This window comes from Natrialba swarupiae (genome assembly GCF_008245225.1).
GTDB lineage: Archaea > Halobacteriota > Halobacteria > Halobacteriales > Natrialbaceae > Natrarchaeobius > Natrarchaeobius swarupiae.
In genome coordinates, this window is the sequence record NZ_VTAW01000006.1 from 133,791 (window position 1) to 158,897 (window position 25,107).

Annotated in this window: 26 protein-coding genes; 12 read left to right on the forward strand and 14 right to left on the reverse strand. The window is 64.4% G+C overall.

Annotated features, from left to right (window positions below; translation table 11 throughout):
* The 3 genes from FYC77_RS07045 to argS all read left to right on the forward strand — a co-directional run bounded on the left by FYC77_RS07045 (nucleotide 1) and on the right by argS (nucleotide 3,985).
* Nucleotides 1-1,146 carry a threonine synthase gene (locus FYC77_RS07045; protein ID WP_149080796.1) on the forward strand — a complete coding sequence of 382 codons (1,146 nt, stop codon included), beginning with the start codon at nucleotides 1-3 and terminating at the stop codon, nucleotides 1,144-1,146.
* 111 nt (nucleotides 1,147-1,257) lie between these two features.
* On the forward strand, nucleotides 1,258-2,103 hold the full coding sequence (locus FYC77_RS07050) for a DUF7344 domain-containing protein (protein ID WP_149080797.1): 846 nt from the start codon (nucleotides 1,258-1,260) through the stop codon (nucleotides 2,101-2,103).
* A gap of 106 nt (nucleotides 2,104-2,209) precedes the next feature.
* Nucleotides 2,210-3,985: an arginine--tRNA ligase gene (argS, locus tag FYC77_RS07055; protein ID WP_149080798.1), complete on the forward strand. Its 1,776-nt coding sequence runs from the start codon at nucleotides 2,210-2,212 to the stop codon at nucleotides 3,983-3,985.
* A 77-nt stretch (nucleotides 3,986-4,062) separates the two neighbouring features.
* On the opposite strand, the gene FYC77_RS07060 is transcribed toward argS, so the two are convergent.
* Complete coding sequence (locus FYC77_RS07060; protein ID WP_149080799.1) at nucleotides 4,063-4,566, reverse strand: hypothetical protein; 504 nt, start codon at nucleotides 4,564-4,566, stop codon at nucleotides 4,063-4,065.
* Between the two features lie 490 nt (nucleotides 4,567-5,056).
* A complete protein-coding gene (gene minD / locus FYC77_RS07065) occupies nucleotides 5,057-5,914 on the reverse strand; it encodes a MinD/ParA family ATP-binding protein (RefSeq protein WP_149080800.1) in 858 nt (285 codons plus the stop codon).
* A gap of 187 nt (nucleotides 5,915-6,101) precedes the next feature.
* On the opposite strand from minD, the gene prf1 reads away from it, so the two are divergent.
* From prf1 to FYC77_RS07080, 3 genes are all read left to right on the forward strand, one after another.
* Nucleotides 6,102-7,361, forward strand: coding sequence for a peptide chain release factor aRF-1 (prf1, locus tag FYC77_RS07070; RefSeq protein ID WP_149080801.1), 1,260 nt, complete (start codon nucleotides 6,102-6,104; stop codon nucleotides 7,359-7,361).
* Between the two features lie 125 nt (nucleotides 7,362-7,486).
* Complete coding sequence (locus tag FYC77_RS07075) at nucleotides 7,487-8,839, forward strand: COG1361 family protein (protein ID WP_149080802.1); 1,353 nt, start codon at nucleotides 7,487-7,489, stop codon at nucleotides 8,837-8,839.
* A gap of 233 nt (nucleotides 8,840-9,072) precedes the next feature.
* On the forward strand, nucleotides 9,073-9,843 hold the full coding sequence (locus FYC77_RS07080) for a hypothetical protein (RefSeq protein WP_149080803.1): 771 nt from the start codon (nucleotides 9,073-9,075) through the stop codon (nucleotides 9,841-9,843).
* Nucleotides 9,844-9,890: 47 nt separating this feature from the next.
* On the opposite strand, the gene FYC77_RS20860 is transcribed toward FYC77_RS07080, so the two are convergent.
* The 4 genes from FYC77_RS20860 to FYC77_RS07095 all read right to left on the reverse strand — a co-directional run bounded on the left by FYC77_RS20860 (nucleotide 9,891) and on the right by FYC77_RS07095 (nucleotide 11,873).
* A complete protein-coding gene (locus tag FYC77_RS20860; protein WP_274381025.1) occupies nucleotides 9,891-10,016 on the reverse strand; it encodes a hypothetical protein in 126 nt (41 codons plus the stop codon).
* A 223-nt stretch (nucleotides 10,017-10,239) separates the two neighbouring features.
* The gene (locus FYC77_RS07085; RefSeq protein WP_149080804.1) at nucleotides 10,240-10,563 is read right to left on the reverse strand and encodes a DUF7577 domain-containing protein; all 324 of its coding nucleotides are present in this window, start codon (nucleotides 10,561-10,563) and stop codon (nucleotides 10,240-10,242) included.
* Nucleotides 10,564-10,639: 76 nt separating this feature from the next.
* Nucleotides 10,640-11,536 carry an acyltransferase gene (locus tag FYC77_RS07090; protein WP_149080805.1) on the reverse strand — a complete coding sequence of 299 codons (897 nt, stop codon included), beginning with the start codon at nucleotides 11,534-11,536 and terminating at the stop codon, nucleotides 10,640-10,642.
* A 127-nt stretch (nucleotides 11,537-11,663) separates the two neighbouring features.
* Nucleotides 11,664-11,873, reverse strand: coding sequence for a hypothetical protein (locus FYC77_RS07095; RefSeq protein ID WP_149080806.1), 210 nt, complete (start codon nucleotides 11,871-11,873; stop codon nucleotides 11,664-11,666).
* A gap of 144 nt (nucleotides 11,874-12,017) precedes the next feature.
* Between FYC77_RS07095 and FYC77_RS07100 the strand changes: the two genes are divergently transcribed.
* Nucleotides 12,018-13,193: an aldo/keto reductase gene (locus tag FYC77_RS07100; RefSeq protein WP_149080807.1), complete on the forward strand. Its 1,176-nt coding sequence runs from the start codon at nucleotides 12,018-12,020 to the stop codon at nucleotides 13,191-13,193.
* A 60-nt stretch (nucleotides 13,194-13,253) separates the two neighbouring features.
* Here the strand turns inward: FYC77_RS07100 and FYC77_RS07105 are convergent, their stop codons facing one another.
* Nucleotides 13,254-14,051 carry an SDR family oxidoreductase gene (locus tag FYC77_RS07105; RefSeq protein WP_149080808.1) on the reverse strand — a complete coding sequence of 266 codons (798 nt, stop codon included), beginning with the start codon at nucleotides 14,049-14,051 and terminating at the stop codon, nucleotides 13,254-13,256.
* An 85-nt stretch (nucleotides 14,052-14,136) separates the two neighbouring features.
* On the opposite strand from FYC77_RS07105, the gene FYC77_RS07110 reads away from it, so the two are divergent.
* The 3 genes from FYC77_RS07110 to FYC77_RS07120 all read left to right on the forward strand — a co-directional run bounded on the left by FYC77_RS07110 (nucleotide 14,137) and on the right by FYC77_RS07120 (nucleotide 16,388).
* Nucleotides 14,137-14,808 carry a helix-turn-helix domain-containing protein gene (locus FYC77_RS07110; protein ID WP_149080809.1) on the forward strand — a complete coding sequence of 224 codons (672 nt, stop codon included), beginning with the start codon at nucleotides 14,137-14,139 and terminating at the stop codon, nucleotides 14,806-14,808.
* A 49-nt stretch (nucleotides 14,809-14,857) separates the two neighbouring features.
* On the forward strand, nucleotides 14,858-15,838 hold the full coding sequence (locus FYC77_RS07115; protein WP_202911786.1) for a bile acid:sodium symporter family protein: 981 nt from the start codon (nucleotides 14,858-14,860) through the stop codon (nucleotides 15,836-15,838).
* An 85-nt stretch (nucleotides 15,839-15,923) separates the two neighbouring features.
* Nucleotides 15,924-16,388 carry an NUDIX hydrolase gene (locus tag FYC77_RS07120; protein WP_149080811.1) on the forward strand — a complete coding sequence of 155 codons (465 nt, stop codon included), beginning with the start codon at nucleotides 15,924-15,926 and terminating at the stop codon, nucleotides 16,386-16,388.
* 22 nt (nucleotides 16,389-16,410) lie between these two features.
* On the opposite strand, the gene FYC77_RS07125 is transcribed toward FYC77_RS07120, so the two are convergent.
* Nucleotides 16,411-17,847 carry a DUF402 domain-containing protein gene (locus FYC77_RS07125; protein ID WP_149080812.1) on the reverse strand — a complete coding sequence of 479 codons (1,437 nt, stop codon included), beginning with the start codon at nucleotides 17,845-17,847 and terminating at the stop codon, nucleotides 16,411-16,413.
* Nucleotides 17,844-18,221 carry a DUF7532 family protein gene (locus FYC77_RS07130; RefSeq protein WP_149080813.1) on the reverse strand — a complete coding sequence of 126 codons (378 nt, stop codon included), beginning with the start codon at nucleotides 18,219-18,221 and terminating at the stop codon, nucleotides 17,844-17,846. The genes FYC77_RS07125 and FYC77_RS07130 overlap by 4 nt, the downstream gene beginning before the upstream one ends.
* Before the next feature lie 131 nt (nucleotides 18,222-18,352).
* Between FYC77_RS07130 and FYC77_RS07135 the strand changes: the two genes are divergently transcribed.
* A complete protein-coding gene (locus FYC77_RS07135; RefSeq protein ID WP_149080814.1) occupies nucleotides 18,353-19,360 on the forward strand; it encodes a PrsW family intramembrane metalloprotease in 1,008 nt (335 codons plus the stop codon).
* Between the two features lie 153 nt (nucleotides 19,361-19,513).
* Here FYC77_RS07135 and FYC77_RS07140 read toward each other — a convergent pair whose 3' ends face one another.
* A complete protein-coding gene (locus FYC77_RS07140; protein ID WP_149080815.1) occupies nucleotides 19,514-20,557 on the reverse strand; it encodes a PAS domain-containing sensor histidine kinase in 1,044 nt (347 codons plus the stop codon).
* A 352-nt stretch (nucleotides 20,558-20,909) separates the two neighbouring features.
* On the opposite strand from FYC77_RS07140, the gene FYC77_RS07145 reads away from it, so the two are divergent.
* Nucleotides 20,910-21,260 carry a hypothetical protein gene (locus FYC77_RS07145; RefSeq protein ID WP_149080816.1) on the forward strand — a complete coding sequence of 117 codons (351 nt, stop codon included), beginning with the start codon at nucleotides 20,910-20,912 and terminating at the stop codon, nucleotides 21,258-21,260.
* Between the two features lie 111 nt (nucleotides 21,261-21,371).
* On the opposite strand, the gene FYC77_RS07150 is transcribed toward FYC77_RS07145, so the two are convergent.
* From FYC77_RS07150 to FYC77_RS07165, 4 genes are all read right to left on the reverse strand, one after another.
* Entirely contained in the window at nucleotides 21,372-22,241 is an 870-nt protein-coding gene (locus tag FYC77_RS07150) for a hypothetical protein (RefSeq protein ID WP_149080817.1), read from the reverse strand.
* 206 nt (nucleotides 22,242-22,447) lie between these two features.
* A complete protein-coding gene (locus FYC77_RS07155) occupies nucleotides 22,448-22,900 on the reverse strand; it encodes an ArsR/SmtB family transcription factor (protein ID WP_149080818.1) in 453 nt (150 codons plus the stop codon).
* Between the two features lie 155 nt (nucleotides 22,901-23,055).
* Nucleotides 23,056-23,922: a DUF7847 domain-containing protein gene (locus FYC77_RS07160; protein WP_149080819.1), complete on the reverse strand. Its 867-nt coding sequence runs from the start codon at nucleotides 23,920-23,922 to the stop codon at nucleotides 23,056-23,058.
* Nucleotides 23,923-24,059: 137 nt separating this feature from the next.
* Nucleotides 24,060-24,836, reverse strand: a complete 777-nt coding sequence (locus FYC77_RS07165) for a CPBP family intramembrane glutamic endopeptidase (protein ID WP_149080820.1) — start codon at nucleotides 24,834-24,836, stop codon at nucleotides 24,060-24,062.
* Nucleotides 24,837-25,107: the final 271 nt, after the last annotated feature.

The window sequence follows — 25,107 nt, forward strand, 5'->3', positions numbered from 1 at the left end:
ATGCCGTCCGATCTCACCTGTCCTGCCTGCGGGGCGACCTACGAGGCCGGTTCCGACGAGCCCTGGCGCTGTGCGTGCGGGAGTCCCCTCGAGTTCGTCGATCGGCCGTACCCCAGCGGCGATCCGCTCCCGCTGTCGAGACTCGACACGAGCGAGGGGCTGTGGACGTTCTTCGAGTTCCTCCCGATCGAACAACACGTCACCTTCTACGAGGGATTCACCCCGCTGGTCGACGCCCCCGACTGGGACGCCTCGTTCAAACTCGAGTACGTCTTCCCGACCGGCTCGTTCAAAGACCGCGGCGCGACGACGACGCTCTCCCGGGCGGTCGAACTCGGCGTCGAGAAGGTGCTCGAGGATTCCTCGGGTAACGCCGGCGCGTCGATCGCCACCTACGCCGCACGCGCGGGGATCGAGGCCGACATCTACGTCCCCGCGGACGTCAAACAGTCGAAGCTGATGGCGATCCAGCGCGCGGACGCCCGCCCGGTCCGGATCGACGGGAGTCGGGGTGACGTCACCGACGCCTGTCTCGAGGCCGTTGAAGGCGACCGCGGCGATACGGAGGACGACGAGGCACCGTTCCAGACGGGAACGGGCTGGTACGCGAGCCACGCTTGGAACCCTGCCTTCTACGCCGGGACGATGACGTTCGCCTTCGAGGTGGCGGCCCAGCGCGACTGGACCGTTCCCGACGCGATCGTCCTCCCGATCGGTCACGGAACGCTGTTTTTGGGCGCGTATCGAGGCTTCTCGCTGCTCGAGGAAGCCGGTATCGTCGACGAGATACCGCGATTGCTCGGCGCTCAGTCTACAGGTCACGCACCGATCGTCGAGGCACTCGGTCGCCAGGCCGTCGACGAGGACGGAGCCGACGCCGACATCGCGGATGGAATTCAGGTCGCGGCACCCGCTCGCCGGGAGGAACTCCTCGAAGCGGTCGAGTCAACCGGCGGCGACGTCATCGCGCTCGGCGACGACCCCATCGAGAGCGCGCTCGACCAACTCCACCGCGACGGCTTCTACGTCGAACCCACGTGTGCGGTCGCGCCGGCGGCCCTCGAGGAGTACCGCGAGATGGGAGTCCTCGACGGCGACGAGGACGTCGTCGTTCCGCTGACCGGGAGTGGACTGAAGACGCTGTGATCGGTCGACCGTCGAACGTGTCTCGGTACCGAACGGAGTAGTCGATTATTTAGCTCCGTAGCGTGCTAATTGAGTATCATCTTTAATTATTGCGGTACCGTGTATCGAGGCATGTGCTCGCTCGACGACCGAGTGGTGCGATTGCTCACCGACGAAGCGAATCGAGCGGTTCTCGAGGCCCTGGACGACGCTGGCTCCCCACTTTCGATCGACGAACTGGCCGCAGAACTGGTCTCCCAAGAGACGTTCGTCGTCGACGAACTCGAGTACGACGAGTGCCTCGAGCGCGCTCGAATATCGCTCTATCACGCCCGCCTGCCGAAACTCGACGAGGCGGGGCTGGTCGAGTACGATCCCGAGACGGCCGTCGTCTCCCTGGGGGTGCTCGCGCCGGTTGCCGCCCAGTGGGAGGAGATCGAACTGATCGACGAGTTACTCTCACGATTCGAGACGGGTATCGGTGACGAGCGGAAAATCGGCGTTCTCGAGGGACGAGACGAGGTCTACGAGTACGCTCGCGAACTCGCGGGGAGAGCGGACGAGGAACTGTTTCTGATCTACACGTCCGGGGAGTTGCTCGACGAGGAGTGTCTGCCCCACGCCGAGCGGGCGATCGATCGCGACGTCGACTTCTACGCCGGTGTGAAAGATCGATCCGCTCGGCGGTTTTTCGACCGACAGCTCCCGGAGGCGACGATCTGGGAGCCCCAACTCGACTGGCTCTACGATCCGACCCAACCGCCCACGATCAGTCGACTCGTCTTCGTTGATCGAGAGACCGTCGTCGTCGGCCTCTGGGAGGAGGACGACGACGGGGCGAAAACCGAACTCGGAATGGTCGGCGACGGGCGGGCGAATCCGCTCGTGACCCTCGTCCGCGAACTGCTCGGCCCACGACTCGAGCACCTCGATTACCAGAGCGATCAGTTTCTCGACGAACTCCCGTTCGAATCGTGACGGTGGACTGGTGGCTGGATAGCCTCGTCCTCGAGAGGATTCGCGAGGACAGTCACCGGCGACGAAACCCGACATTCCTTTACTCCCGCCCTGAATACGGGCGGGTATGTTCCTCTCCCTACGAACTGAGGTCGAGGAGGCCCTCGAGGGGGCGCTCGCCGAACTCGAGTACCCCACGGACGATCTCGGGATCGAAGAGCCGCCCGAGGACGTCGAGAGCGTCCTCGCCTCGAGCGTGGCGTTTCGACTCGCAAGCGAGGCGGGCGCGCCGCCGCCACGGGTCGCAGGCCAGGTCGCCGATGCGATCGACGCCGACGAACTGACCTACGTCTCCGAGATTCGTACGCAGGGTCCGTATCTCAACTTCCTGCCGAGCGACGCCTACTTCGCGGAGACGCTTGCGGCCGGCACCGACGAGACGTACGGCTCGCTCGCGGACCGCGACACGTCACTCGTCGTCGAACACACGAGTGCGAACCCGACGGGACCGGTCCACGTCGGCCGGGCGCGCAACCCGATCATCGGCGACGCGGTCGCGAACCTGCTGGATTTCGCCGGCTACGACGTTTCCCGCCACTACTACGTCAACGACGCCGGCCGCCAGATGGCCGTCTTCACCTGGGCCTACGAGACGTTCGACGAGGCTGACCTCGAGGCCGAGCCCGAACGCGACCGCATCGAGTACGACCTCGTCCGGTACTACCGGAAGGGGAACCGCTTCCTCGAGAACGCCTCCGAGGCCGAGGTCGAAGCGGCCGAAGCCGAGATCGACTCGATCATGCAGGGACTCGAGGCCGGCGACGAGGAGACCTACGAGCGGGTCAGCGAAGTCGTCGATCAGGTGCTCTCGGGGATGAAGACGTGTCTCGGCCGACTCCCCGCGGAGTTCGACGAGTTCGTCAAGGAGACGCGCTTTATGCGCGACGACTCGACCGACGACGTCGTCTCCAGACTCGAGGACCTCGACGACGCGGTCTACGAGGAAGAAGCCTGGCAACTCAACCTCGAGTCGTTCGGCATCGAGAAGAATCTCGTCTTCCTGCGCTCGGACGGCACCTCGCTGTATCCCACCCGCGATCTGGCCCACCACGAGTGGAAGTTCGACAACTACGACCAGGCGGTGACCGTCCTCGGCGAAGACCACAAACTCCAAGCCCGACAGATCGACGCGACCCTCGAGTTACTGGGCAACGACACCGACAAGCTCGAGCAGGTGCTTTACTCCTACGTCAACCTCCCGGAGGGGAAGATGTCGACCCGCCGCGGAACCGGCGTCGACTTGGACGATCTGCTCGACGAGGCGATCGACCGCGCGCGAGAGGAGGTCGAGACCAGACTGGACGATCGCATCCGCGACGACGACCTGGACGAAGACGATATCGAACGCATCGCCCACCAGGTCGGGATCGGTGCCGTTCGCTACGACATCGTCTCTAAACAGCCGACGAAGGCGATCACGTTCGAGTGGGAGCGTGCACTCGACTTCGAGGCCCAGTCCGCACCGTACGTCCAGTACGTCCACGCCCGCTGCTGTGGCATCCTGGAGGAAGCCGGCTTCGACGTCGAAGCGGGCGAGTTCCCCGAGGCCGACGTCGACGCGGACTTACTCGAGACGCCGGCGGAGCGAGCCCTCCTCGAGACGATCGCGCGACTGCCGGCGGTCGTCGACGAGGCCGCCGACGACCTAGAGCCCCACCAGATTGCGACCTACACCCGGGAGTTCGCCGATCGGTTCAACGCGTTCTACCGCGAGTGTCCGGTGTTGGCCGACGACGTCGACCCCGACCGCCGCGAGGCGCGACTCGCGCTCGTCGCCACCTCGAAACACACCGTCGCGAACGCGCTGTCGATCCTCGGCGTGGCTGCACCGCGTTCGATGTAGCGTCACGATCGGCACTCGCCGTAGTCTCCCGGAAAGAAACAGCGAGCCGCCGTTCGTTCGGAACTGGTCGACGACTCTCAGCGTTTGGAATCGACGATCTTGTCTTTGAGCTCTTTGCGGGAGATCTCGTCTTCGAGGTAGTCGAGCAGCCACTGCACGTCGACGATCAGGCCGAGGACGTGTGCGCCGTCGTGTTCGATGTACAGTTCGATGATCTCGACGTCCCGCTTGAACCGGTCCGGATCGGTGACCGCGTACGCGAGGTCGTGTCCGACGACCTCGAGTTCTTTGTACAACTCGTCCGTGTCGGTGGTGTCGGTTTCGACGTCGACGCTGACGGTACCGCTGTCGTGGGTGACGTCGGTGACGGCCACTTTGTCGCTGTCCGTCTCGACGTCGCCGTCGAATCCGGGCACTTCGCCGTCGTCACCGTCGTCGTCATCTCCCTCGTATCCGTCGTCGTCGTCGTCGCCGAACGAGCTGTCGTCGCCGGTCTCTTCGTCCGTTTCGCTACTGGAACAGCCCGCGAGCACGGTTGCGAGGACGGCTCCACTGCCGAGGAGGATCTTTCGTCGCTCCATGCTCGAGCGGTCGAGAGACGTCCGGATTAGTAATTAGCTCGTACCCTGGCCACCCAGAATCGTCCGTTCACCACATTTCATTTCTATAATTATATGCGGGAAGGAACGCTGTAAAGGAGAATATCAACGCCCTGGACGAAAAACAGCGTCGCGCCCGGTTAGATTCGAATACGTTCCGGAATGGACGACCATCTCGTGGCTCGGGTAGTCTTCGACTTCGATAGAAGTTGCCGCCTCGGGGTGTGAAAGGGGTGTTCCAGGCATCTCCTACCGAGCGGTAGTGGCGGATCACCTCCGTTGTGGCGGGAGTCGAGGGGACCGCTCGGCCGACGTTCGCGTGACCTCCGATCAGCTGTCGGTCACGACCGGTCGATCCACCAGACGCTGTGGACGAGGTGCGCCCCCTCTCATACGGTCTGCTGTCCGTCAATATCGCCGCACCCGAGACCCGTTCTCCGGGTGCGGCGGGACACAGGAACAGCAATCCGTCTCAGTTGTTGGATTCTGCTTCGGTGATCGCACTCGAGACGTCGTCGTGACCGGCCTCTCGCTCGTCTGCCGTCGCCTGTGGTTCGGGTTCGGACGCCGACTCCTCGTCGTCGTCTGTTCCAGAGTCGCCGTCGGGCGGCGTCTGGATGTCGATACCGGAGAGATCGCTCGCCAGTCGGCGGTAGGCCCCGGATGCGGAACTCCGTGGATCGTAGACGACGAGTGGCGTTCCCGCACAGACGCTCTCGCGTGAGGTGGGGTCTTCGGGGATCGTCCCGAGCAACGGAATCTCGAGTTGGCCCGCGATCTCGTCGTAGCTGATGTCGCTGTTCGGATGGGTTCGGGTGACGACCAGCCCGGCGATCTCGCCGCCGGCGCGGGCGGTCAACTCGACGGTTTTCTGTGAGTCCTGTACGGCCGCCGGTTCGGGCGTCGAGACGACGACGACCGAATCCGCGAGACCGAGCGGAAGGACGGTCTCGTGGCTGACGCCCGCACCGACGTCGAGAAAGACGAAGTCGTAGGTCGATCGAAGCTCTTCGACGACGGTGCGCAGCCCTTCGGGGGAGGTTTTCGCGTACTCGTCTAGATCGGTACCGCTCGGAACGGCAACGATGTTATCAGCTAACCGGTAGGTCGCGTCGTCGATCGATGCGTCCCCGGCCAGTACGTCGTGGAGCGTCGTCGCGTCCGGGGTCAGGCTGACGAACCCCGCGAGGTTCGCCATTCCCAGATCGGTATCGACGATCGCGACGCGCTCGCCCGCCTGTGCGAGAACCGTTCCGAGGTTAACCGTCGTCGTCGTCTTCCCGACACCGCCTTTCCCGCTCGCGATAGCATAGACAGTCTCGTGTGACATTCTCGGATACTATCCGAACAGTGGAACGGCTAGCCCTTAAATCGTCACCCCGTCGCGAGGCTCTCTCCTTTCGCCCAATTCTCTGTCAGTCACGGATTCCCTCGGCGATCCGTTTTCCGGCCCAGCGCCGCCGTACCACGACAGCGTGTCAAAGAATACTTACCCACAGCACCGTTTTGTACGGCCAATGAGCCAGGAGGGCGAACAGGAGCAATCAGACCGGAAGAAATACGAATTTCGGAAGGTCATCGAGGACCTCAAGAACTACGACGGTTCTGGCACGCAGCTCGTGACGATCTACGTTCCCGACGATCGACAGATCAGCGACGTCGTCACCCACGTCACCCAGGAACACAGCGAAGCGGCCAACATCAAGTCCAAACAGACCCGGACGGCCGTCCAGGACGCCCTGACGAGCATCAAAGATCGGCTCCGGTACTACGATACGTTCCCGCCGGAAAACGGAATCGTCCTGTTCTCGGGGGCCGTCGATTCGGGCGGCGGCCGAACCGAGATGGTCACGAACGTCTTAGAGAGCCCGCCCCAACCCATCGAGTCCTTTCGCTATCACTGTGACTCCGACTTCCTCACCGAACCCCTAGAGGAGATGCTGGCCGACAAGGGCCTCTACGGCCTGGTCGTCCTCGACCGACGCGAGGCGAACGTCGGCTGGCTGAAGGGAAAACGCATCGAACCCGTCAAATCCGCCTCCTCGCTCGTCCCCGGCAAACAGCGAAAGGGTGGCCAGTCCGCCCAGCGGTTCGCCCGTCTGCGTCTCGAGGCGATCGACAACTTCTACCAGGAGGTCGCGGGGATGGCAAACGACCTGTTCGTCCCGCGACGCCACGAACTCGACGGTATCCTCGTCGGCGGTCCCTCGCCGACCAAAGACGAGTTCCTGGATGGCGACTACCTCCACCACGAGATTCAGGACAACGTGATCGGCAAGTTCGACGTCGCCTACACCGACGAGTCCGGGCTGAAAGACCTCGTCGACAACGCGGAGGACGCGCTGGCCGACGCCGAGGTGATGAAGGACAAACAGCAGATGGAGGAGTTCTTCGAGGAACTCAACGCGGGCGACCGCGCCACCTACGGGTTCGAGCAGACTCGTCGAAACCTGGTGATGGGCGCAGTCGACCGTCTGCTGATCAGCGAGGATCTTCGCAAAGACGTCATCACCTACGACTGCGGCGAGTGTGGCAACACGGATCGCGAGGTCGTCGACCGGCGCAAGTCGACGCCGGAACACACCTGCACCGACTGTGGCGCCGACGTCACCGCGACCGAGGAGGACCGCGAGGACGCCATCGACCACCTCATCGAGATCGCCGAACAACGAGGGACGGAGACGAAGTTCATCTCCACCGACTTCGAGAAGGGCGAACAGCTCTACAGCGCGTTCGGCGGTTTCGCCGGCATTCTGCGCTACAGCACGGGCGTCTAAGTGCACTGCTCGTTCGATTCCCGAGAGTAGGCTCGCCCACAGGTCGGTACTCGCGGTCGAAAGCACTCGTTTCTCCCGTAACGGTCGCCCGATCTTTTCATTCCGGGAGCCCAGCACAACCGGGTATGCCAGATCGAGCGTTCGGCCGACGAGCCGTCCTCGAGGGGGCCGCAATCGGTGGGATCGGATCGCTTCTCGGTGCCGGCGACGTCGCCGGCGGGATCGAACGCCGCACACGACGCACAACGGCGTCCGCCCTCGAGCGGCACACCCCCGCCGCGAGCGAAGTGTCAGTCGTTCCCGGATCGACGCTGCTGTTCGAACTCGAGGCCCCTGTCGGGTTCGATCCGGGCGACGTCGAATGGGGCGGTGAGGGTGAGACCGGCGGCGGGGGGACGCCGCTCGCGACCGACTACGAGTACGCGGCCGGGGTTCCGGCGACGTTTCGGACGTTCGACTCGCCGGGAACCCACCGCGTGACCGCAATGTATGGGGCAAATGAATCAACCGCGTGGACGGTACACGTCGACCCCGACGGCGCACGACCGCCCGAGATCGATCTCCGATCCGAGCCAGGCGACGGCGAGCGGGTCGGCGTCGACGTCCCCGTGACGTTTACGGCCGAGTCGTCGGCTCGAGACGGGACCCTCGAGCGCCTCGTCTGGGTCGAGGGCCAGAACATGACGGTCCCGGACGTCACGGATCTCGAGGGCGAGACCGACAGCGCGACGCTCGTACGCGAGCCGCCGGGCTGGACGAGTGCCGGCTATCCAACATCTGCTATCGCCGTCTCCGAAACGGGCGTGTTGAGCGACGCGGCGAGCGTCGACGGGCCGGAGATACGTCCGCCGCTCGCGGTTCGGATCGTCGAGACGAACGACCCCGTCCTCGCGGGCGAGAGACTCGAGGTCGTCGCCGAGGTAGAGAACGTCGGCGATACGATGATGATCGGCGACCCGACCCAGGAACTCGAGTTCGTCGTCGGCGAGGACCCCGAGGTCGTCGGCGCCCGGACGGTCGCCGTCGACTGGCCGGAGACCGAACGGGTTTCGTTCGCGTTCGAGACGTATCCCGTCGACCACGACGACCGGTTTCCCGTCCGCGTCGTCGGCGCGGACGACGCCGACGAACGAACCGTCGAGGTGGTCGCTCGAGACGGCTCGGATCCCGGAACGGGCGTCGACGTAACGATCGTGAGGACCAACGCCCCGGTCCGAGCCGGCGAACCGCTCGAGGTCGTCGCCGAGGTCGCAACCGCTGGGACCGAACAGGTCAGCCGGGAGGTGACACTCGTCGTCGGGCACGATCCAGAGACGGTCGATTCGACCACCGTGGCGCTCGAGGCCGGCGAGCGCGAGACGGTCCGTCTCGGCTATCGGACCTACCCCGCGGCGCAGACGACCGAGTTCCCGGTCGTCGTCGACGCCGGCGACGGTTCGGACGAGCGCTCGGTTCGGGTGTGGGGGACGGCCGACTGACGACGCCGTCAGTATCCACTTTCGATCCCCGGCCTGTCTCGAGTATCCACTGCCTACACGTACGCTTCCCTCACCTCCGAGATGTGGATATCGAGAGGAGAGTAGCCGAGCACCGCCGGCAACTCTCGTGAGAGCTGTCGCGAGATCGTTCTCCAGAGAGTGACTCTCTTTCTAATCAACTGTTTACCACAACGGAAGCGTTATGCCGGTAGTCACGTATTACCGTTCGAACAATGGACGATTGTCCGCCCGCCCCCGAATCGTTCGACGACCCACGGATCACCGAGCAGTTCTGTCGCCACCTCGAGGGATCCGCCGGTGATCTGATCCTCCTCGGCGTCGTCCACGACCACCCGGCGAGCGTCGCCCGCGTCGAGCGCGTCCTCGAGGCCGTCGATCCCGACGTCCTCGCACTCGAGTTGCCGTCGGCTGCCCTCCCGCTGTACCGTACGTACGCCGCTGGCGGCGCGGACGAATCCGATTCGCCACGATTCGGCGGCGAGATGAGCGCAGCGATCCGCGCGTCACCCGACGTGGACGTCGTCGGCATCGACGCCCCGAACTGGTCGTTCGTTCGACGGCTGGTAACCCGGCTGGTCGCCGACCGCGTCTCACCCGCGACGGCCCGCCGGGTCGTCTCGAGTCTCGGCGGCGCGACACGGGAGGCGCTGGCCTGTCGGGTCGCCGCCACGCTGACCCACGCCACGTCGATGACGGTGACGCGGGACGACCCGATCGAGTACGACTGTACGCACACGGACCCGCCCGAGCGACAGGCCGCCCACGAGCGTTCCCACGTTGCGACCGTCCAGGCGCTGCTCGGGGGCGTCGATTCGGACGGGACCGCACTGGCCTACCGGGACGAAACCCGCGAGCGATGTATGGCCGAACGACTCGCCGACGTTCGCGACGAAGGTGACGTCGTCGCCGTCGTCGGCGTCGACCACCTCGAGGCGCTCGAGTTTGCGCTGACGAGGCGCGAACTGGAGCCGTCGACCGAGTAGAGTCACTATGCACTCGTCGGTGCGATGGGGTCCATCGCTCTGCGCGGCTACGGCGTGACGCCAAACAGGAGGTTCACGAGTTCGAAGTACGCGACGACGCCGACGACGACGACGGCGATGGCGAGGGCAAACCCAACGAAGAACTGGAGTGTATCCCTAATTTGGAGGACCATACAAAGTGAACGTCGCCTACACACATATGTTTTCTCCGACCGGTAATTTCGAACGAACATCATGAAATAGTGTCGTTCAGTTTCGCTAATGTCTCCGGTCTCCGACGGTCGTCCCGTCGGGTTCCGCGCGGGAGAGAGTCCAATTCAGCGGCGAGAGTCGGCTATCGGTCGGACCGGCGCCGAGGTAGTCGGCGAGCGCGTCTGTAGTCGACACGTGGGAGTACTAGTGGCGAAGGGTGGAGATACAGCGCCAGCAGTACGTAAACGTCTGGTCGGCCGCGTTGTGGGCACCGCAGTGTGGACAGCGGATCGTCTCGCCGTCGACGTCGTGTTCCCCGTCGGTGTCATCTATCTCGTCGACGTCGTCGGGTGCGCGTGGATAGTGGTCGGAGCCGGGTGTGAGATTCGATCGCCCTCGGTCGGGATCGGCGAACGATGGGGTGCGTGTTTGCTCCCCATCCTCGCGGCGGACGTACACGTAGTACAGTATCAGATGGAGGAGGGCAAACAGTATCATGTAGCCGATGATCCAACCCACGAGATCCATCACTGTGCCATTCGTTCGCAAGACACTTGGATGTTCCCTGAGTCAGGATCGACACACAGTCACGGTCGAGAACGGATTACGTCCGATCGAGGTCACGGCCGAACTCGTCGAACGGCTCGAGGTCGTCGGGGAGGTCGTACTCGATTCGGCGCTCCTCCTGGCGGTTGACGCCGGCTTCGTCGATCGGCGTCGCAACCGACTCCCAGCCGGGTTTGATCTTGACGCTCTGTGCCGGCATGCCGACGACGATGTGGTGGGCGGGGACGTCGTTCTGGACGACCGCTCGTGCACCGACGATAGCGTTCTCGCCGACCCGGTTTCCGGCCCGGATCATCGAATCGAACGTGACTCGTGCGTCGTCTTCGATGATCGTGTGATAGTTTCGAACCGCGGTCTGGTCGACGACGTCGTGGTCGTGGCTGTAGACGTGCACGCCGTCGGAAATCGAGACGCGATCGCCGATCGTGAGCTTCCCGCGATCGTCGAGATGGACGTCGTCGTGGACGACCGCGTTGTCGCCGATGGTGATGTTGTGACCGTACGTAAACGAGATTCCCTTGAAGAACCGACAGCCCTCCCCGCACTCCTCGAAGAGGTGATTCGCGAGCATCCGACGGAACCGGAGTGCGAACTCGACGTTGTCCGCGATCGGTAGGCTGTCGAACTGTCGCCAGAGCCACTGGAGATGTTTCGACCGCCGAAATCGCTTTTCGTCCTTTTCGGCGTAGTACTCGCTTTCGAGGGTCGTATTACAGGGGTCGTAGCTCTGGAGTCGCACGCGTTCGGCCGGTGAAACCGACTCGCCGCGCTGCCAGCGTTCGTAGGCGTCCCGATCACCCGAGAGGTCGATCAGGATATCCTCGACGACTGAACAGGTGTCCTCGTCGCTCGAGAGTCGACGATCGACCTCGTCGATGAACGCCTGCATACCGTCTTCCGCCTCGTCGGGGAGCGAGACGTACCGCTTTGTCATACTCCGAAATTACGCTGCGGAGTTGATAGGGGTTCGGTTGTACGTCCGTCTCGCCGCATTGTACGGGTGACTCGAGTGTTACCGGGAAGGGACTGGGCCGTGAGTTGATCGGCGAGTCGCGGTCGGCTCACCGGTCGGCGGCCTGCCATCGCGAGAGGATGAGCGCGGGGAGCGCGATCGAGCCGGAGACGAGCAAGATGCTCACCACGACCGTCCCGACCGTGATCCGGTCCGGTCGGACCTCGAGTTGGCTGATGGCGAGGGGAACGAGCACGACGACGGCGAGGACGATCGCGAGCAGGATCCGATCGGGCGACCGGTGGCGAGCGCCGTCCATACCCGACGTAGTCGACGAACCACCAAGAGCGGTTCGGCTCCGTTCGGTACCGGGAGCACACTCGAGGTGGTTCACCGAAACCGGTTCGGACTGCCGCGTTGACCGTTCCGGACGCGATAAGTCCCCTTGATCCGAATGAGACGTATGGAATACCGTCGACTGGGCGACTCCGATGTCGAGGTCAGCGAGGTCGGCTTCGGCGCGTGGGTCGTCGGCACCGATTGGTGGGGTGACCGCTCCGAGGAAGACGCCCGCGAGATGGTTCGCTACGCCATCGATCGGGGAGTCACCTACCTCGATACGGGCGACGTCTACGGCCACGGCCGGAGCGAGAAACTGATCGGCGAGGCCATCGCCGACGTCCGCGAGGACGTCACCCTCGCCACCAAAGTCGGCTACGACTTCTACAACCACCCCCAGGCCGGCCACGGCGAACTTCCGAAGGAGATGGATCCGGACTACCTCCGCGAGGCCGTCGAACGCTCCCTCGAGCGCCTCGACGTCGACGTGATCGACGTGCTCCAGCTCCACAACGCCAACGTCGAGGAGATCACGCCGGACGTCCTCGAACTGCTCGACGAACTCGAGGAAGAGGGGGTGATCCGCGCCCGCGGACTCGCTCTCGGTCCGTCGATCGGCTGGCTCGCGGAGGGTGATTTCGCCATCGAGCGGGAGTTCGACTCGGTACAACTGGTGTGGAACGTCCTCGAGCAGGCGGTCGGCAACCACTTCCTCGAGACGATCGCAGAGACGGGGTCGTCGACGAGTCTCGTCCCGCGGGTCCCCCACTCCTCGGGGATCCTGAACGAACAGGTCACGCCCGCAACCGAACTCGAGGACGGCGACCACCGCGGCTTCCGGCCCGACGAGTGGTACGAGACGGGCTGGGAGAAACTCGAGACGCTTCGCTTCTTAGAGCGCGCGGAGCCACGGTCTGCGGGCGACTCGAGCGGTGCGAGGCGCGAACGGAGTGAGGGCCTCGATGAAACGAACGGCAAAGCCGTGAGCGGACAAAGCCCGCCAGAGCGCGACGAGTCGGGCGAACGCGAACGGACCATGGCACAGGCGTCGATCGCGTGGTTGCTATCCCACGACCCCGTCGCGAGCGTCACGCCCACGTTCCGGACGACCGACGACATCGACGAGTGGGCGGCCGCCAGCGAGGTTCCGACGCTCACCGACGAGGAGATGGCCCGCGTCGGGCGGCTGTACGAGGACGGGTTCGACATCGACCGCAACGACGGGATGGACTCGCTTCGTTCGTCGGTCGACGGCGACGACATCGAGTCGGCGGGACTCGACGAACTCGCGGCCGACTGATCCGGTCTGGTGGACCGATTGACCGGAAGCGTCGACGTTCGTTTGCCGTCAGAGCGGACGTCACCGTTCGGCGGCCGACTCGAGGCGACCGCCGAGCCACTCCTCCCAGGAGGTCGTTCCGACGGTTCGATCCGGGCAGGTCGCCGTACCGGAGCGAAACGCCGCGGCGGTCGAACCGGGGACCGGAAGCCGAACGATCGGCCGGCGAACGCCCGTCGCGTCCCGGTAGGCCGCCGCGAGCTCCCGGACGGTTCGAACGTCGGGTCCGCCGACGTCAGGGACGCGGCCGCTCGGTTCGCGGGTCGCGTACTCGAGGATCGCGTCGGCCGCCTCACCGACGTCGATCGGCTGGATGCGAAACTGCGTCGGCAACGCCCAGACGGGCACTCGAGCAACCGTCTCGAGCAACTCGAAGACGAACGAGTGAAACTGGGTCGCGCGGACGACCGTCGAGGGGACCGAACTGTCCTCGACCGCCCGCTCGGCCCGACGTTTGTGTTCGTAGTACGAGAGTGGAACCTCGTCTACGCCGACGATCGAGACGTAGACGACGTTCTCGACGTCCGCGTCGTCGGCCGCCTCGAGGAGCCGTTCGGTGCCGTGGACGTCGACCGCTTCGCTGTCGCCTCGGGGAGCCGACGCGGCGTGAATCACGACGTCGACGTCGGCGAGCGCCTCCTCGAGTCCAGTCCCATCGAGCACGTCGAGTTCGACCCACTCGACGTCGTTGTCGTCCGCCGACGGCGGCGATCGGCTCGCCGCCCGGACGTCGTGTCCGGCCTCGAGGAGGCGCGGCCGGAGTGCGTTGCCGAGCGTCCCCGTCGCGCCGGTGACGAGCGTCCGAGTCCGTGGTGTCATCGATCCCTAGTTGGGACCGTACGACCGAATCGGCGACGCCGGATATGTCTGGATGATTTAAGTATAGGGCGTCGACAGGACGAGTATGAAGTACGTCCGGCTGACTCTCGATGCCGGCGGCCGCGAGGCCGAAATCCATCCGATGTACGACGTGCTGGTCAACGCGTCGTACGTCGAGCGAGCAATCGCCATGCACTGGAGTTTCGTCGGCGACGAACTGGGAATGATGCACTACGTCGAGGGTGTCCAGGAGCCCTTCCGGGACGCCCTCGAGCGCATTCCCGAGGTGTTCGACTACGCGCTCACCTCCGATGACGACGGCTCGTTCTACGCGTACGTCCGGGATTCGACGACCGAACCGCTCCGGGAACTGTTCGGCGCGACTCAGCGCTGTCCCGCGGTCGCGCTCCCGCCGCTCGAGTACGCCGACGGAACGGTATCCTACGCGGTGTTCGGGCCGCCCGAGGAGATCCAGCGAACGCTCGAGGCGCTTCCGGCCCCGATCGACGTGACGATCTCCGCGGTCGGCGGCCTCTCCGCGCTCTCCGGGGCGGTCGAATCGACGGTGACCGAGCGCCAGCGTGAGGCGCTCGAGGCCGCCCTCTCGGTCGGCTACTACGAAGTCCCGCGCGAAGCCGACCACGAGGCGGTCGCCGACGCGATCGACTGTGCGCCGAGTACGGCCGCCGAACACCTCCGCCGAGGAGAGGCGAACGCGTTGCGAGCGCTGTTCGACGGCTCGAGGCGGTGGATATGAGTGTGCCGTCGAATCTGTGCGAACCGACGCGTGTCCGGGTGAGGAGAACGTGATACCGCTTCTCGAGCGAGTCGGCCGATTCACGAGCAGGTACTTCGTCGTCTGGGTGCTGGCTGGGTCGGCGCTGGCGCTTTACACGCCGGGGACGTTCACCCCGATCGCCGACTACATCGCGCCGTTGCTCGGGATCGTCATGCTCGGTATGGGGTTGACGCTTTCGCCGGGGGACTTCCGGCGGATCCTCGAGCGGCCGCGGGACGTGTTCGTCGGCGCGACCGCCCAGTGGGTGTGCATGCCGCTTTTCGCGTACCTGCTCGTCGTCGGCCTCGGGATTCCCTGGGAGATCGGCGTCGGCTTGATCCTCCTCGGTGCCGCGCCCGGCGGGACGGCCTCGAACGTGATGACGTACCTCGGACGTGGTGACGTCGCCCTGTCGGTCACGATCACCTCGGTGACGACGCTCGCCGCGCCGCTGGTGATGCCGGCGTGGGTCGTCGTCCTCGCGGGCGAGGAGATCACCGTCACGTTCGCCGAAATGGCCCGGGAGATCGTCCTGATCGTCCTGATCCCGGTCGTCGCCGGGGTCGTCCTCCGCGTGCTTCTCGACAGATACGCGCCGACGGCGGCGAAGGCGGGGCTCTCGATCTTCCCGGCGATCAGCGTGATCGTCATCGTCGCGATCGTCGCCGCAGTCGTGGGCCTCAACGCAGGGGACGTCCTCGGAGCCAGCGTCGTCGTCGTGCTCGCGGTCGTCGTACACAACGCCCTCGGTCTGGGGGCCGGCTACGGGGTCGGTCGGCTGACGAAGATGAGCGAGGAACGAGCCCGCGCCTGCGCGTTCGAGGTCGGCCTCCAGAACAGCGGTCTCGCCGTCGCACTCGCTGTCGCGTTCTTCGATCCGATCGCGGCCCTGATTCCGGCGCTGTTCAGCGTCTGGCACAACGTGACCGGGCCGGCGCTCGCGACCGTCTTCGTCCGACGCGACGGCGAACCGATCGCCGAGTACGAATCGGCCGCAGTCTCCGATTGATCTCCGAACCAACCAAACTCCCTTAATCACATTTAATCCCCTGGGAGATATCCTTTTACGTCCGGTTGGTGTGTTGGATTGTAACATGGATGAAGTCACCTACGTCCAGAAGGCGTGTGCCTACATCACTCGAGAGACCGGCGAGTTGCTGGTCTTCGAGGGGCCGGGCCACGACGGATTACAGATTCCGAAAGGGACGCTCGAGGCGGGCGAGTCGCCTCGGGAGGCGCTCTTTCGCGAAGTCAGAGAGGAGAGCGGACTCGGAACGCTCTCGGGAACGCGACAGCTCGCGACGGACGTCTGGACCCGACGTCACTCGCCGCCGAAACGGTACGTCCGTCACTTCTACCACGCGATCGTCCACGAACCGCGCGACCGGTGGACCCACGTCGTAGAAGACGGTGGTGACGAACACGGTGCCGAATTCGAGTTCTCCTGGGTTCGCCCGTCGATCGACCGCGAGTTCGCACTCGACCTCGACGATTACGCCCACTTGCTCCCGACGGTCGACGTCGCCGACGCCGACGCGGCCGCGCTAGCTTCCGATTGAGACGAATCTGAACCCCAGTCGCTCACTTCGAGAGCGCGCGTTCGACTGCCTCCGCGACACTTTCCGCCTTCTCCGCCAGGTTTTCGCCGACCAGCCCCTCGTCGACGGCGGCCTCGAGTTCGTCGGCGTCGACGACCTCGACCGAGCCGTCGGGTCGTTTGATCACGTCGACGTAGAGGTCGACGTACCGGATCGCGTCGGGAAACAGTTCGACGGGTGTACAGACGTTGACGTACGTCCCCTTCGTTCCGCCGTCGGCCCCGCGGTAGGTCGTCGGATACCACCACCGACCCTCGCGGAACTTGGTTACCGCCGTGTCGCCGTCTTCTTTGGGTGTGCCGAGTGCGTCGTAACTGCCGCCACTGCCCATCGAGCGCTCGAGGGTGAGCTTTCCGTCGGGGTCGATCGCGGTGACGTCGCCGTAGCCAAGCGAGATCAGTCGGCCGTCGGGTTTGCCGTGGCCGATCTCGAGGCGGTCGCCCGTCGCGGGACCGAACTGGCGCGAAACGGCGTCGAAGGGAAACGAGCCGTTCGGATTTCCGTCGGTTACGGGGGAGCCACAGACCGCTTCGGCGAAGTCGACCGCCGCGCTCGCGGCTCGATCGGCCGCTTTCGTCCGATGGTGGCCGACCATCGTCGTCTCGACCTCCCGGCGGGCGTCGTCCAGTGTGAACCGCGACTCGCGGCCGAACCAGAGCCACGCCGTCGCCCGCGGTTCGGCGAGTTCGCCCGGTTCGCCGGGTTCGGCGGGCGCGTCGGCGAGTTCGTCCTCGAGTGTCGCCAGCCGGTCGACGCCGTCTTCGAGCGCTTCGCCCATCGCCTCGAGGTCGGCGTCGGCGGCCGTCTCCCGCCAGCGCAGGCCCCAGCCCTCGGGGACGTCGGTCGAGAGCAGGTCGGTCATCCCGACCAGTTCCTCGCCGCGCTCGCCGCGAACGGCCGCCGAGACCCCGGTTCGATCCCGTGAGATCGTACAGAGACCGCCCTCGACCTCGAGGGTCGACTCGACGAGCGGCCGATCGTCGTCCCACGGCGGCGTCGGCTCGTCGACCTGCACGCGGTAGCGGTTACCGGCGTCGACGTAGCCGTCGACGTCGTCGTATTTGAGATAGCCCCGCCGGCCGTCGCCCAGGTCAACGGGTGCGCCGCGGCCGCCACCTGCCTCGAGCACCTCCGCGTCGAAGACCGCTCCCCGCGGAACGTCGGCATCCCACCGGAACGCATCGATCGCGACGTCCTCGAGTTGCGAACAGACCGTCTCGACAGCATCCGACCCCCCGGAGATCTCGAGCCCCTGGCGGTCGCGGGTCGTGTAGATCGTCACGTCGGCCGGTGTGGCCTCGAACGAGCGGTCGAACCGCTCCCGGATCGGCCCGGAGGCCTGGACGACCTCGAGGCCGTTCTCGCCGAGCAGCTGGGTGACGGCGGTCGTGTAGATGCCGCGAACGCGGACGCTCGTCATCGGAACGTCTCCCGGTCGGGCGCGAACCGGACCCGGTCGTGGATCGTCGGCCCGAGGGTGAGTTCGACCGATCCGTCGTCCAGAATGCGCCCGTCCTCGACGTAGACGCCCCACGTATCGAAGCGCAGCCAGCCCCGCATCTCGTCGGCGTGGGTCGTCAGATCGAGCGACTCGACCGTGTGTTCGGGAAAGGCCGCACTCGAGTGGGCCATCTCCATATCCGAGTACACCACCTCGTGTTCGTCGAAAAACGCCTCGAGCGCCGCCGCGTCGGCCTCGACGGCCTCGATGACCGCCTCGGAGGCGGCCCGGAGATCGTCGGTCTCGAGGCCGACCTCGCGAAGCGCGCGCTGGGTTCGCTGATCGAAGTACATAGCGGCCGTTGGCGCGCGATCCCTTTGTGGATTCCGAGTTTTCGCCGACTCGCCGTGAGAGATCGGAGTCGACAGCCGTCCGCGTCGAGGTGGCACGAACGCTTACCGGAAAGCAAGCCGTAGGACGTCGTATGTCGCGACGGCGAGATCCGGTCGAGCGAGCCGACCAGGAGTCGACCGACCTCTACGACGTCTCGACCTGGGAGCCGCGGTCGGCGGTCGACCGGCTCTCCTACGGCGTCTATCGGGGGATCAACTACGGGCTGCGTGGGATCGTTCTGTTGGTCGCACTCGGGATCACGCTCCTGTTGCTCGTTCAGCCGGGGTATCTCGTCCTCGAGCAGCCGCTTCTCGGAATCTTCTTCGGACTCTCGATCGTGCCGGCTGCGGTGCTCGCCGCGTTCATCTGGTATACGGACATCACGTCCTCCGAACCGCTCGGGTTACTCGTTGCCACGTTCGTCCTCGCCGTGTTGTTCGCGACGTTCGCGGCGATCGTAAACTCGCTGACGGGTCCGTGGTTCGAACGGTTCGGCGCAGTCGGATTGGTCTTCTTTTTCTTCCTGATAGTCGGCCCCGTCGAGGAGGCCGTAAAGCTCCTCGCGGTTCGGGTCTTCGCCTACCGGAGCGATTCGTTCGATGCGGTGATCGTGGGTGCCGTCTACGGGGCGGTCGCGGGACTCGGGTTTGCCGCCATCGAGAACGCGATCTACATCGCCAGCACCGTCGCCGAGGCGGAGATCGGATTTTTCGCCGCGGCAACCGGAATTACGACCGTTCGCGCACTCGTCGGCCCTGGTCACGTCCTCTACTCCGCCATCGCGGGCTACTACCTCGGGCTCGCGAAGTTCAACCCACAGTACGCCGGACCGCTCGTCGTCAAGGGGCTGTTGATCGCAGCAGTCCTTCATGCCACCTACAACAGTACCGTCCAGGTCGTCCCGGACGTCGCCGCGGCACTGTATCCTATCACACCCGAACTTGCGTTCGTCGGCTACGTGATCGTCTTCGATCTCGCGGTCGGCTACTACCTCTACCGGAAAATCGCCCGCTACCGGCGGACTTACGACGCCGTCAGGGGCGATACGCGTCGATCATCACAGCCCGAGTTGACCGAATTCGATCCTCCCTCCAGATAACTCGATCCAGCCCTCGAGGCGAATCGGTCCGATTCGTTCGTTTCAGACCCACGATCCTCTCGTGGATTGATACGGTCTACTGTAACGTTTTGCCAGAGTGACCGCAAGACTGCTCGCGGTCCTTCGGTAGCGACGTACAGCAGTCCGTATGCGCTATTCGATGGGGTCGATACCGGCGATCTCGAACCGTGCACCGCCGCTCGTGCTCTCGGTCGCCCGAATCCGCCACCCGTGGGCTTCGACGATTCGCTTGACGATAGCAAGCCCAAGCCCGGCGGAGTCACCACCCCCCGACGCGACCGGTTCGAAGATCTCGTCAGCCAGATCGGCAGGGAGCCCGACGCCATCATCTTCGACGTAAAACCCGTCTTCACACGGGCCGACACGGACGGTTACGTCGTCACCACCGTGTTCTATCGTGTTCCGAAAGAGGTTCTCGAAGAGGTGACGGACCGCCCGCGGATCGGCGTTAGTACGTGGGAGGTCGTCGATCACCAGTTCGCCACGAGCGGTGTCGACGGTCTCCCAACAGTGCTCGGCGAGTTGAGCCAGATCAGTCGACTCCTTCTTATCGATCGTTCGCCCGTGTCGAGCGAGCGCCAGCGTCTGGTTGACGATCTGATCGATTCTCGTGAGAGCGATATCGACGTCCTCGAGGTGATCGCTGTCACACTCCGTACGAGCCAACCCCAGGTACCCCTGTGCGATAGTGAGCGGATTTCTGAGGTCGTGGCTCACGATGTTGCTGAACTCGTTGAGTCGCTCGTTCTGACGCCGCAATTGCCGTTCGCGCTCTCTGCGCTCGGTGACGTCGCGGCCGACCGCCACCGAGCCCTGTCGTTCGCCCTCGGAATCGACGATTGCGTGAGAGTTCCACGAGATGATACGCTCTGCCCCGTCCCTGGTTTCGATCGTCGTCTCGAACGATTCGACGGCTTTCTCCCCCTGTAAAATCTCCTCGACGGAGCGCAGTATCTCCTCCCGGTAGTCGTCGTCCGGATACAACCGCGTCCAGATGTCGTCGTCCCCAACGACGTCGGCGGCGGGGTAGCCGCTGATCTCTTCGGCGGCTCTGTTCCAGAGCGTAACGTTCCCCTCCTCGTCGAGCGTATTGATCCACACGTTCGCGCTCTGGATGATGGCTTCTCGGAACTGGTTCAATTCCCTGAGTGTCTCCTCTCGCCTCTCCGATCCCATTTGAGGATAATCTGGACAGGTATAACGGGCTGTTGCATATCAACTCGTTGGTCAGTACGAAGCTGATTCACGAGTTCTATCACTTCTCTTTCGAAGAACCGTCCGAACTGAAACCGCTCTTTCGGTACGACGCGACTCGAGAATACATAGTAGGTCTGATATTATCGACACTATCGCCCTCGAGCAGCCGTTCCGACGAGAGCCACCGGCGTGGATTACGCGGCGCGGAATACGACAGCAGAGCCACCGACCGCCGGTTGACGGTACTCGAGCGACCGAACGGACACTGACGGTCGGCGGGAGCGATCGTTCACCACAGCGTATTTTTCCGTCGAACAGTAAGTTCGTGGTGATGATATCGCCCGTTGTGTCCCTCGTCGCGTTCGTCGTCGCACTGTTCGTCGGGAGCCTCGCGATCTACCTCGGTGCGAGCGTCGTCACCGACGAGGAGAGCTACTCTCGCGCATTGTTGACCGCGTTTCTCGGCGCGATCGCGTGGGCGGTGACGTCCTGGATCCCCCTCGTCGGGTCGTTGCTTGCGCTCTTCGCCTGGATCTGGGTCATCAACTGGCGCTACCCCGGCGGCTGGATCGACGCCGCAGTCGTCGGCTTCGCCGCCTGGTTCGTCGCCTTCGTGATCCTGTTCGTCCTCAACACGGTCCTCGGCCTCGGCGTCGGCGCGTTCGGGGTTCCGGGGGTCTGATACGGACCGCCCGTTCGACCCATTTGCCGGTGACAGACGTGTCGTGGGAGACCCGTTCCGACGGACAGCGAACCGCTCGACGGTGCAGGCTCGAGCGCAGTTCGGTCTCGTTCAGTGGTCGACGATCTGTTGTGCGTACAGCTGGACGTAGACGCCGTACCAGACGACCGAGAGCAACTCGCCGACGCTCGTCGACAGCAGGCCAACTGTCGACCCGAACGAGTCGCCGCCGACCGAGGGAAGAGAGCCGACGACGTAGAAGAAGCCGGTGCTCGCTCCCGTCGCGAGCACCAACAGGAGGAGTTTCCAGCGAAGGTTCGTCGTGATCGCCCAACTCGTTTGCAGGGACTCGAGCGGGCCGTAGCCGCCGACCACGCAGGCGTCGACCGAGAACCAGAGCTTGAACACCACGATCACCAACGGAAGCACGAACGTGAGCAGAATCAGGCCAACGAACACGTACCCACCCACGGTAAACAGCAGATCGCTTTCGACGACGAATCCGATTTGACTGGACGCAAACCACATTACGCCGACCGCGACGATCACCGAAATCGATACCAATCCCATCACGGCCGGCACCGCGAGAAACGCAAAACAGAGCAGACCCACCAGCGCGGGAGTCCGTCGGAGGGTGTGCCAGACGGCGCTTCGAACCGAGACCCGGTCGTCGGTGATCTCGCCCGCAACGATCGTTCCGACGTACGCGCGGAGCCCGATCAGGAACGCGAACGCCGCTAACAGTCCGACCGTATCAACCAGTGGCTCCGGTGCGTACAGGATCGCGACCTCGTCGAGAAAGCGGTTGACGCCGACGAAAAACAGCGCAAACGCCAGGATCGACGGCCGCGCTCGAAACAGCCGTCCGCTCCAGACCAGCGCGTCGAGGATCGACCGACGGAGTGTCTGCACGCCGACGTTCCGGCAGTCCAGACAGGAACAGCCATCCGCGTCCGTTCGAGCCGCGATCCGGGGCACCATTCGGTCTCCAGTACAGCCCGTTCTCGTTTCAACGCACCGACTTCTTTTGGCCGCGGGCCGGGCTGAACGCCGCACTCGAGTGGTAGGTCCCACCGGAACCCGAACTCGAACGGTTTGCTGTCCGTCTCATACGATCTGCGACGGCTGATCGTCGGTCGACCCCTCGCCCATCTGTGATCGACCCGACAGACTCGTAGCGGTCGGTCTCAGTCGTCGTTCGTAAACCGGGAGAACAGTTCCGCGATCGAGAGGAAGACGGCGGTAGGGCCGACGAACGACGAGAAGGCCGAAAACGCCCGTTTGATCGACGTGCGGTCGTCGCTCGTGCCGAGAAAGACGACGGTCGGATCCTCGGCCACGACGAACACCTCCATCTCCCGGCCTTTCTCCGAGTAGCAGGTGTCGACGACCTCGATCAAGCCGGCGTCCTCCAGGTTCCCGAGGTGGTAGTGAACGTTCTGGATCGACGTCTCGAGGCGGTCGGCGACGGTCGCCGGCGTCGCGGCCTCCTCGTTCAGTAGCTGGAACACGTCGTGTGCGGTCTCCGAGGAGAGAGCCGAAAGGACCTCCCTCGTCTCCTCGTCGTCGAGACACAGCACCGACGGATCGCCGCTTCGACTGACGGACGCGTCCGTCCCTGTCGGCAGTAGTCGTGTCATGTCGTGTCCGAATCTCGTCGTAATCGTGTTTCCGTCGAACGATCGTATGCGTTTCGTCGTGACTCGCTCGAGTCACCCGGTTTGCTGTCCGTCAGTGCCGGCACAGCAGCGACCCGGACGGCCGGTGGGCCGGCAGGTCGGGACAGCAACCCGTCTCAGTCCGCCGGGCTGGGATCGGCGTCAGGTGGTTGGTCGGCGTCGTCGGAGTCGGCCGGCTTTGGAAGCAAGCGGACGTAGTAGGCGGTGTAGACGGTGTAGAAGTACGCGGCGCCGACCGTCGCCACGACGACGCTGAGCGCGATCGACACCCCCTGGCCGATCTCCGGTTCCATCGCGAGCAGTTCCGTGAGGCCGTACTCCGACAGCGCCGACACCAGGGTGAGCTCCGGCGTCAGGAAGACGTCGAGGGCAATCGCCCAGAGGATCGAGAACCCGATCACGCTCGGGAGATTTCGACGGACGACCCCGATACTCCGCCGGAACGAGGGAACGACGCCCTTGTCTTCGACGACGATGGCGGCGGTGTAGAACTGCACCGCCACGAGCAAAGCGAGCACCGCGACCACGGCCAGGAGTACTCCGGCGATGATCACCACGAACGTCGCCACCATGACCACCTCCGGCGGGACGGCAGTCGAGGCCACCATCGCGAGGACGAACGTGACCACCGAACCGGCCATACTGAGGAGCATGGCGACCACGACGAACCCGAACACGACGGCGCCGTACAGGATCGTCGCGAGCAACAGGCGAACGTAGTGGGTCCGTCCCGACCGGACGAACCGCTCGAGTGAGGTCTCCGACTCACGGATTGCCTCGAGAGCCATCCCGATGAATCCGCCAACGACGAACGGGAAGACGAGGAGCCAGCCGAGCCAGACCAGCGGCGCCACGCTCGAGTCGACGATTCCCCAGAGCACGGAGAGCTGTCCGCCGAGCGCGATGAACGCGCCCGCGACCAGGAGCGCTGGATTCGCTCGAAGCGCGGTCCAGCCGTCCTTGAACGCTGCGAGGACTGCCATACTCGAGCGTTCGGCCGTCCAAGTATTAGAGCGACCGAAGGATCAAATACCGTTTTGATCCTTTCGAGGGGTCGAGACGTGGATCTGGAGTCGAAAGTCAGCCGTGGGTGAGGTGGCGAGTCCTACCGCGCTCCGCCCTAGAGCGGTGCCTGAGAGAGGAAGACGACCGCGTTGTAGACGCCGTGGATACCCATCACCAGAACGAGATTACGGTACTGCTCGTAGACTCCCCCCATCACGAGCGAGAGTGCGAAGATGGCGACGAGCGAGGCGACCGCGGACGAGAACCCCATCGTGAGATACACTGGCAGGTGGATGATGGCGAACAGAATTGACGTCCAGACGACGGCACCCGCGGAGCCGAACGCCGGTCGAACGAAGTTCTGGATGAGGCCGCGAAAGAGCAACTCTTCGACGGGGCCGATCAGAAGGACCGAGACGACGGCGAGCAGGACGTAGTAGCCGATGGCTCGATCCTCGGTCAGGAGACTGTGCTCCGACGATGGGACGCCGAGCTGTTCGGTGACGAAGCCGACGAGGAGTGCGATACCGAGCAACGCGACGACCGAACCGGCGCCGACGAGCAGTTCCTTCGGGGTCGGAAGTTCGATACCGAGTGTGCGCTTTCGAATCCAGCCCTGGGAAAACGTGAGGGCGGCAAGCCCTGCGGTGACGGCGCCGAACAGGACCGGCTCGGCGACGAGCGCGATAATCTCGAACTCACCGGTGAGGAAGCTCTCGAACCCCTCGAGGTCGCCGGTGACGCCGAACGCGACGACGAGGCCGATCATGAGGGAGAACGCGATGGCGAAAACCACCGCGAACGGAACGACGACGAAACCGATGGAGCCGAGGGCAGCGACGACGCCGGATCGCGACGGCGGCTGGTCGCTCGGGACGGGCGGGGTGCTCATACGGGTACTCGAGCGGATGATGAAATGAGTCTGACGATACTTTTCCGTCGGTGAGACAGAATAAAACGATCGTGCCGGTCACGTCGACGAGTGCGGTGGCCGTTTACGCGTTCGCTCGAGTGAATCGACTAGCAGTACTTCCGGGGTTTAGTTCCAGCAGCTGTTTTTCGGCGTAGAACACGTCTATTGACAGAATGAAAGAGACGAAACGTGCTCAGGCGGAAGGGCTACAGTTTCTCAGCAATTACTGTTCAGCATTCACGACTCGGTT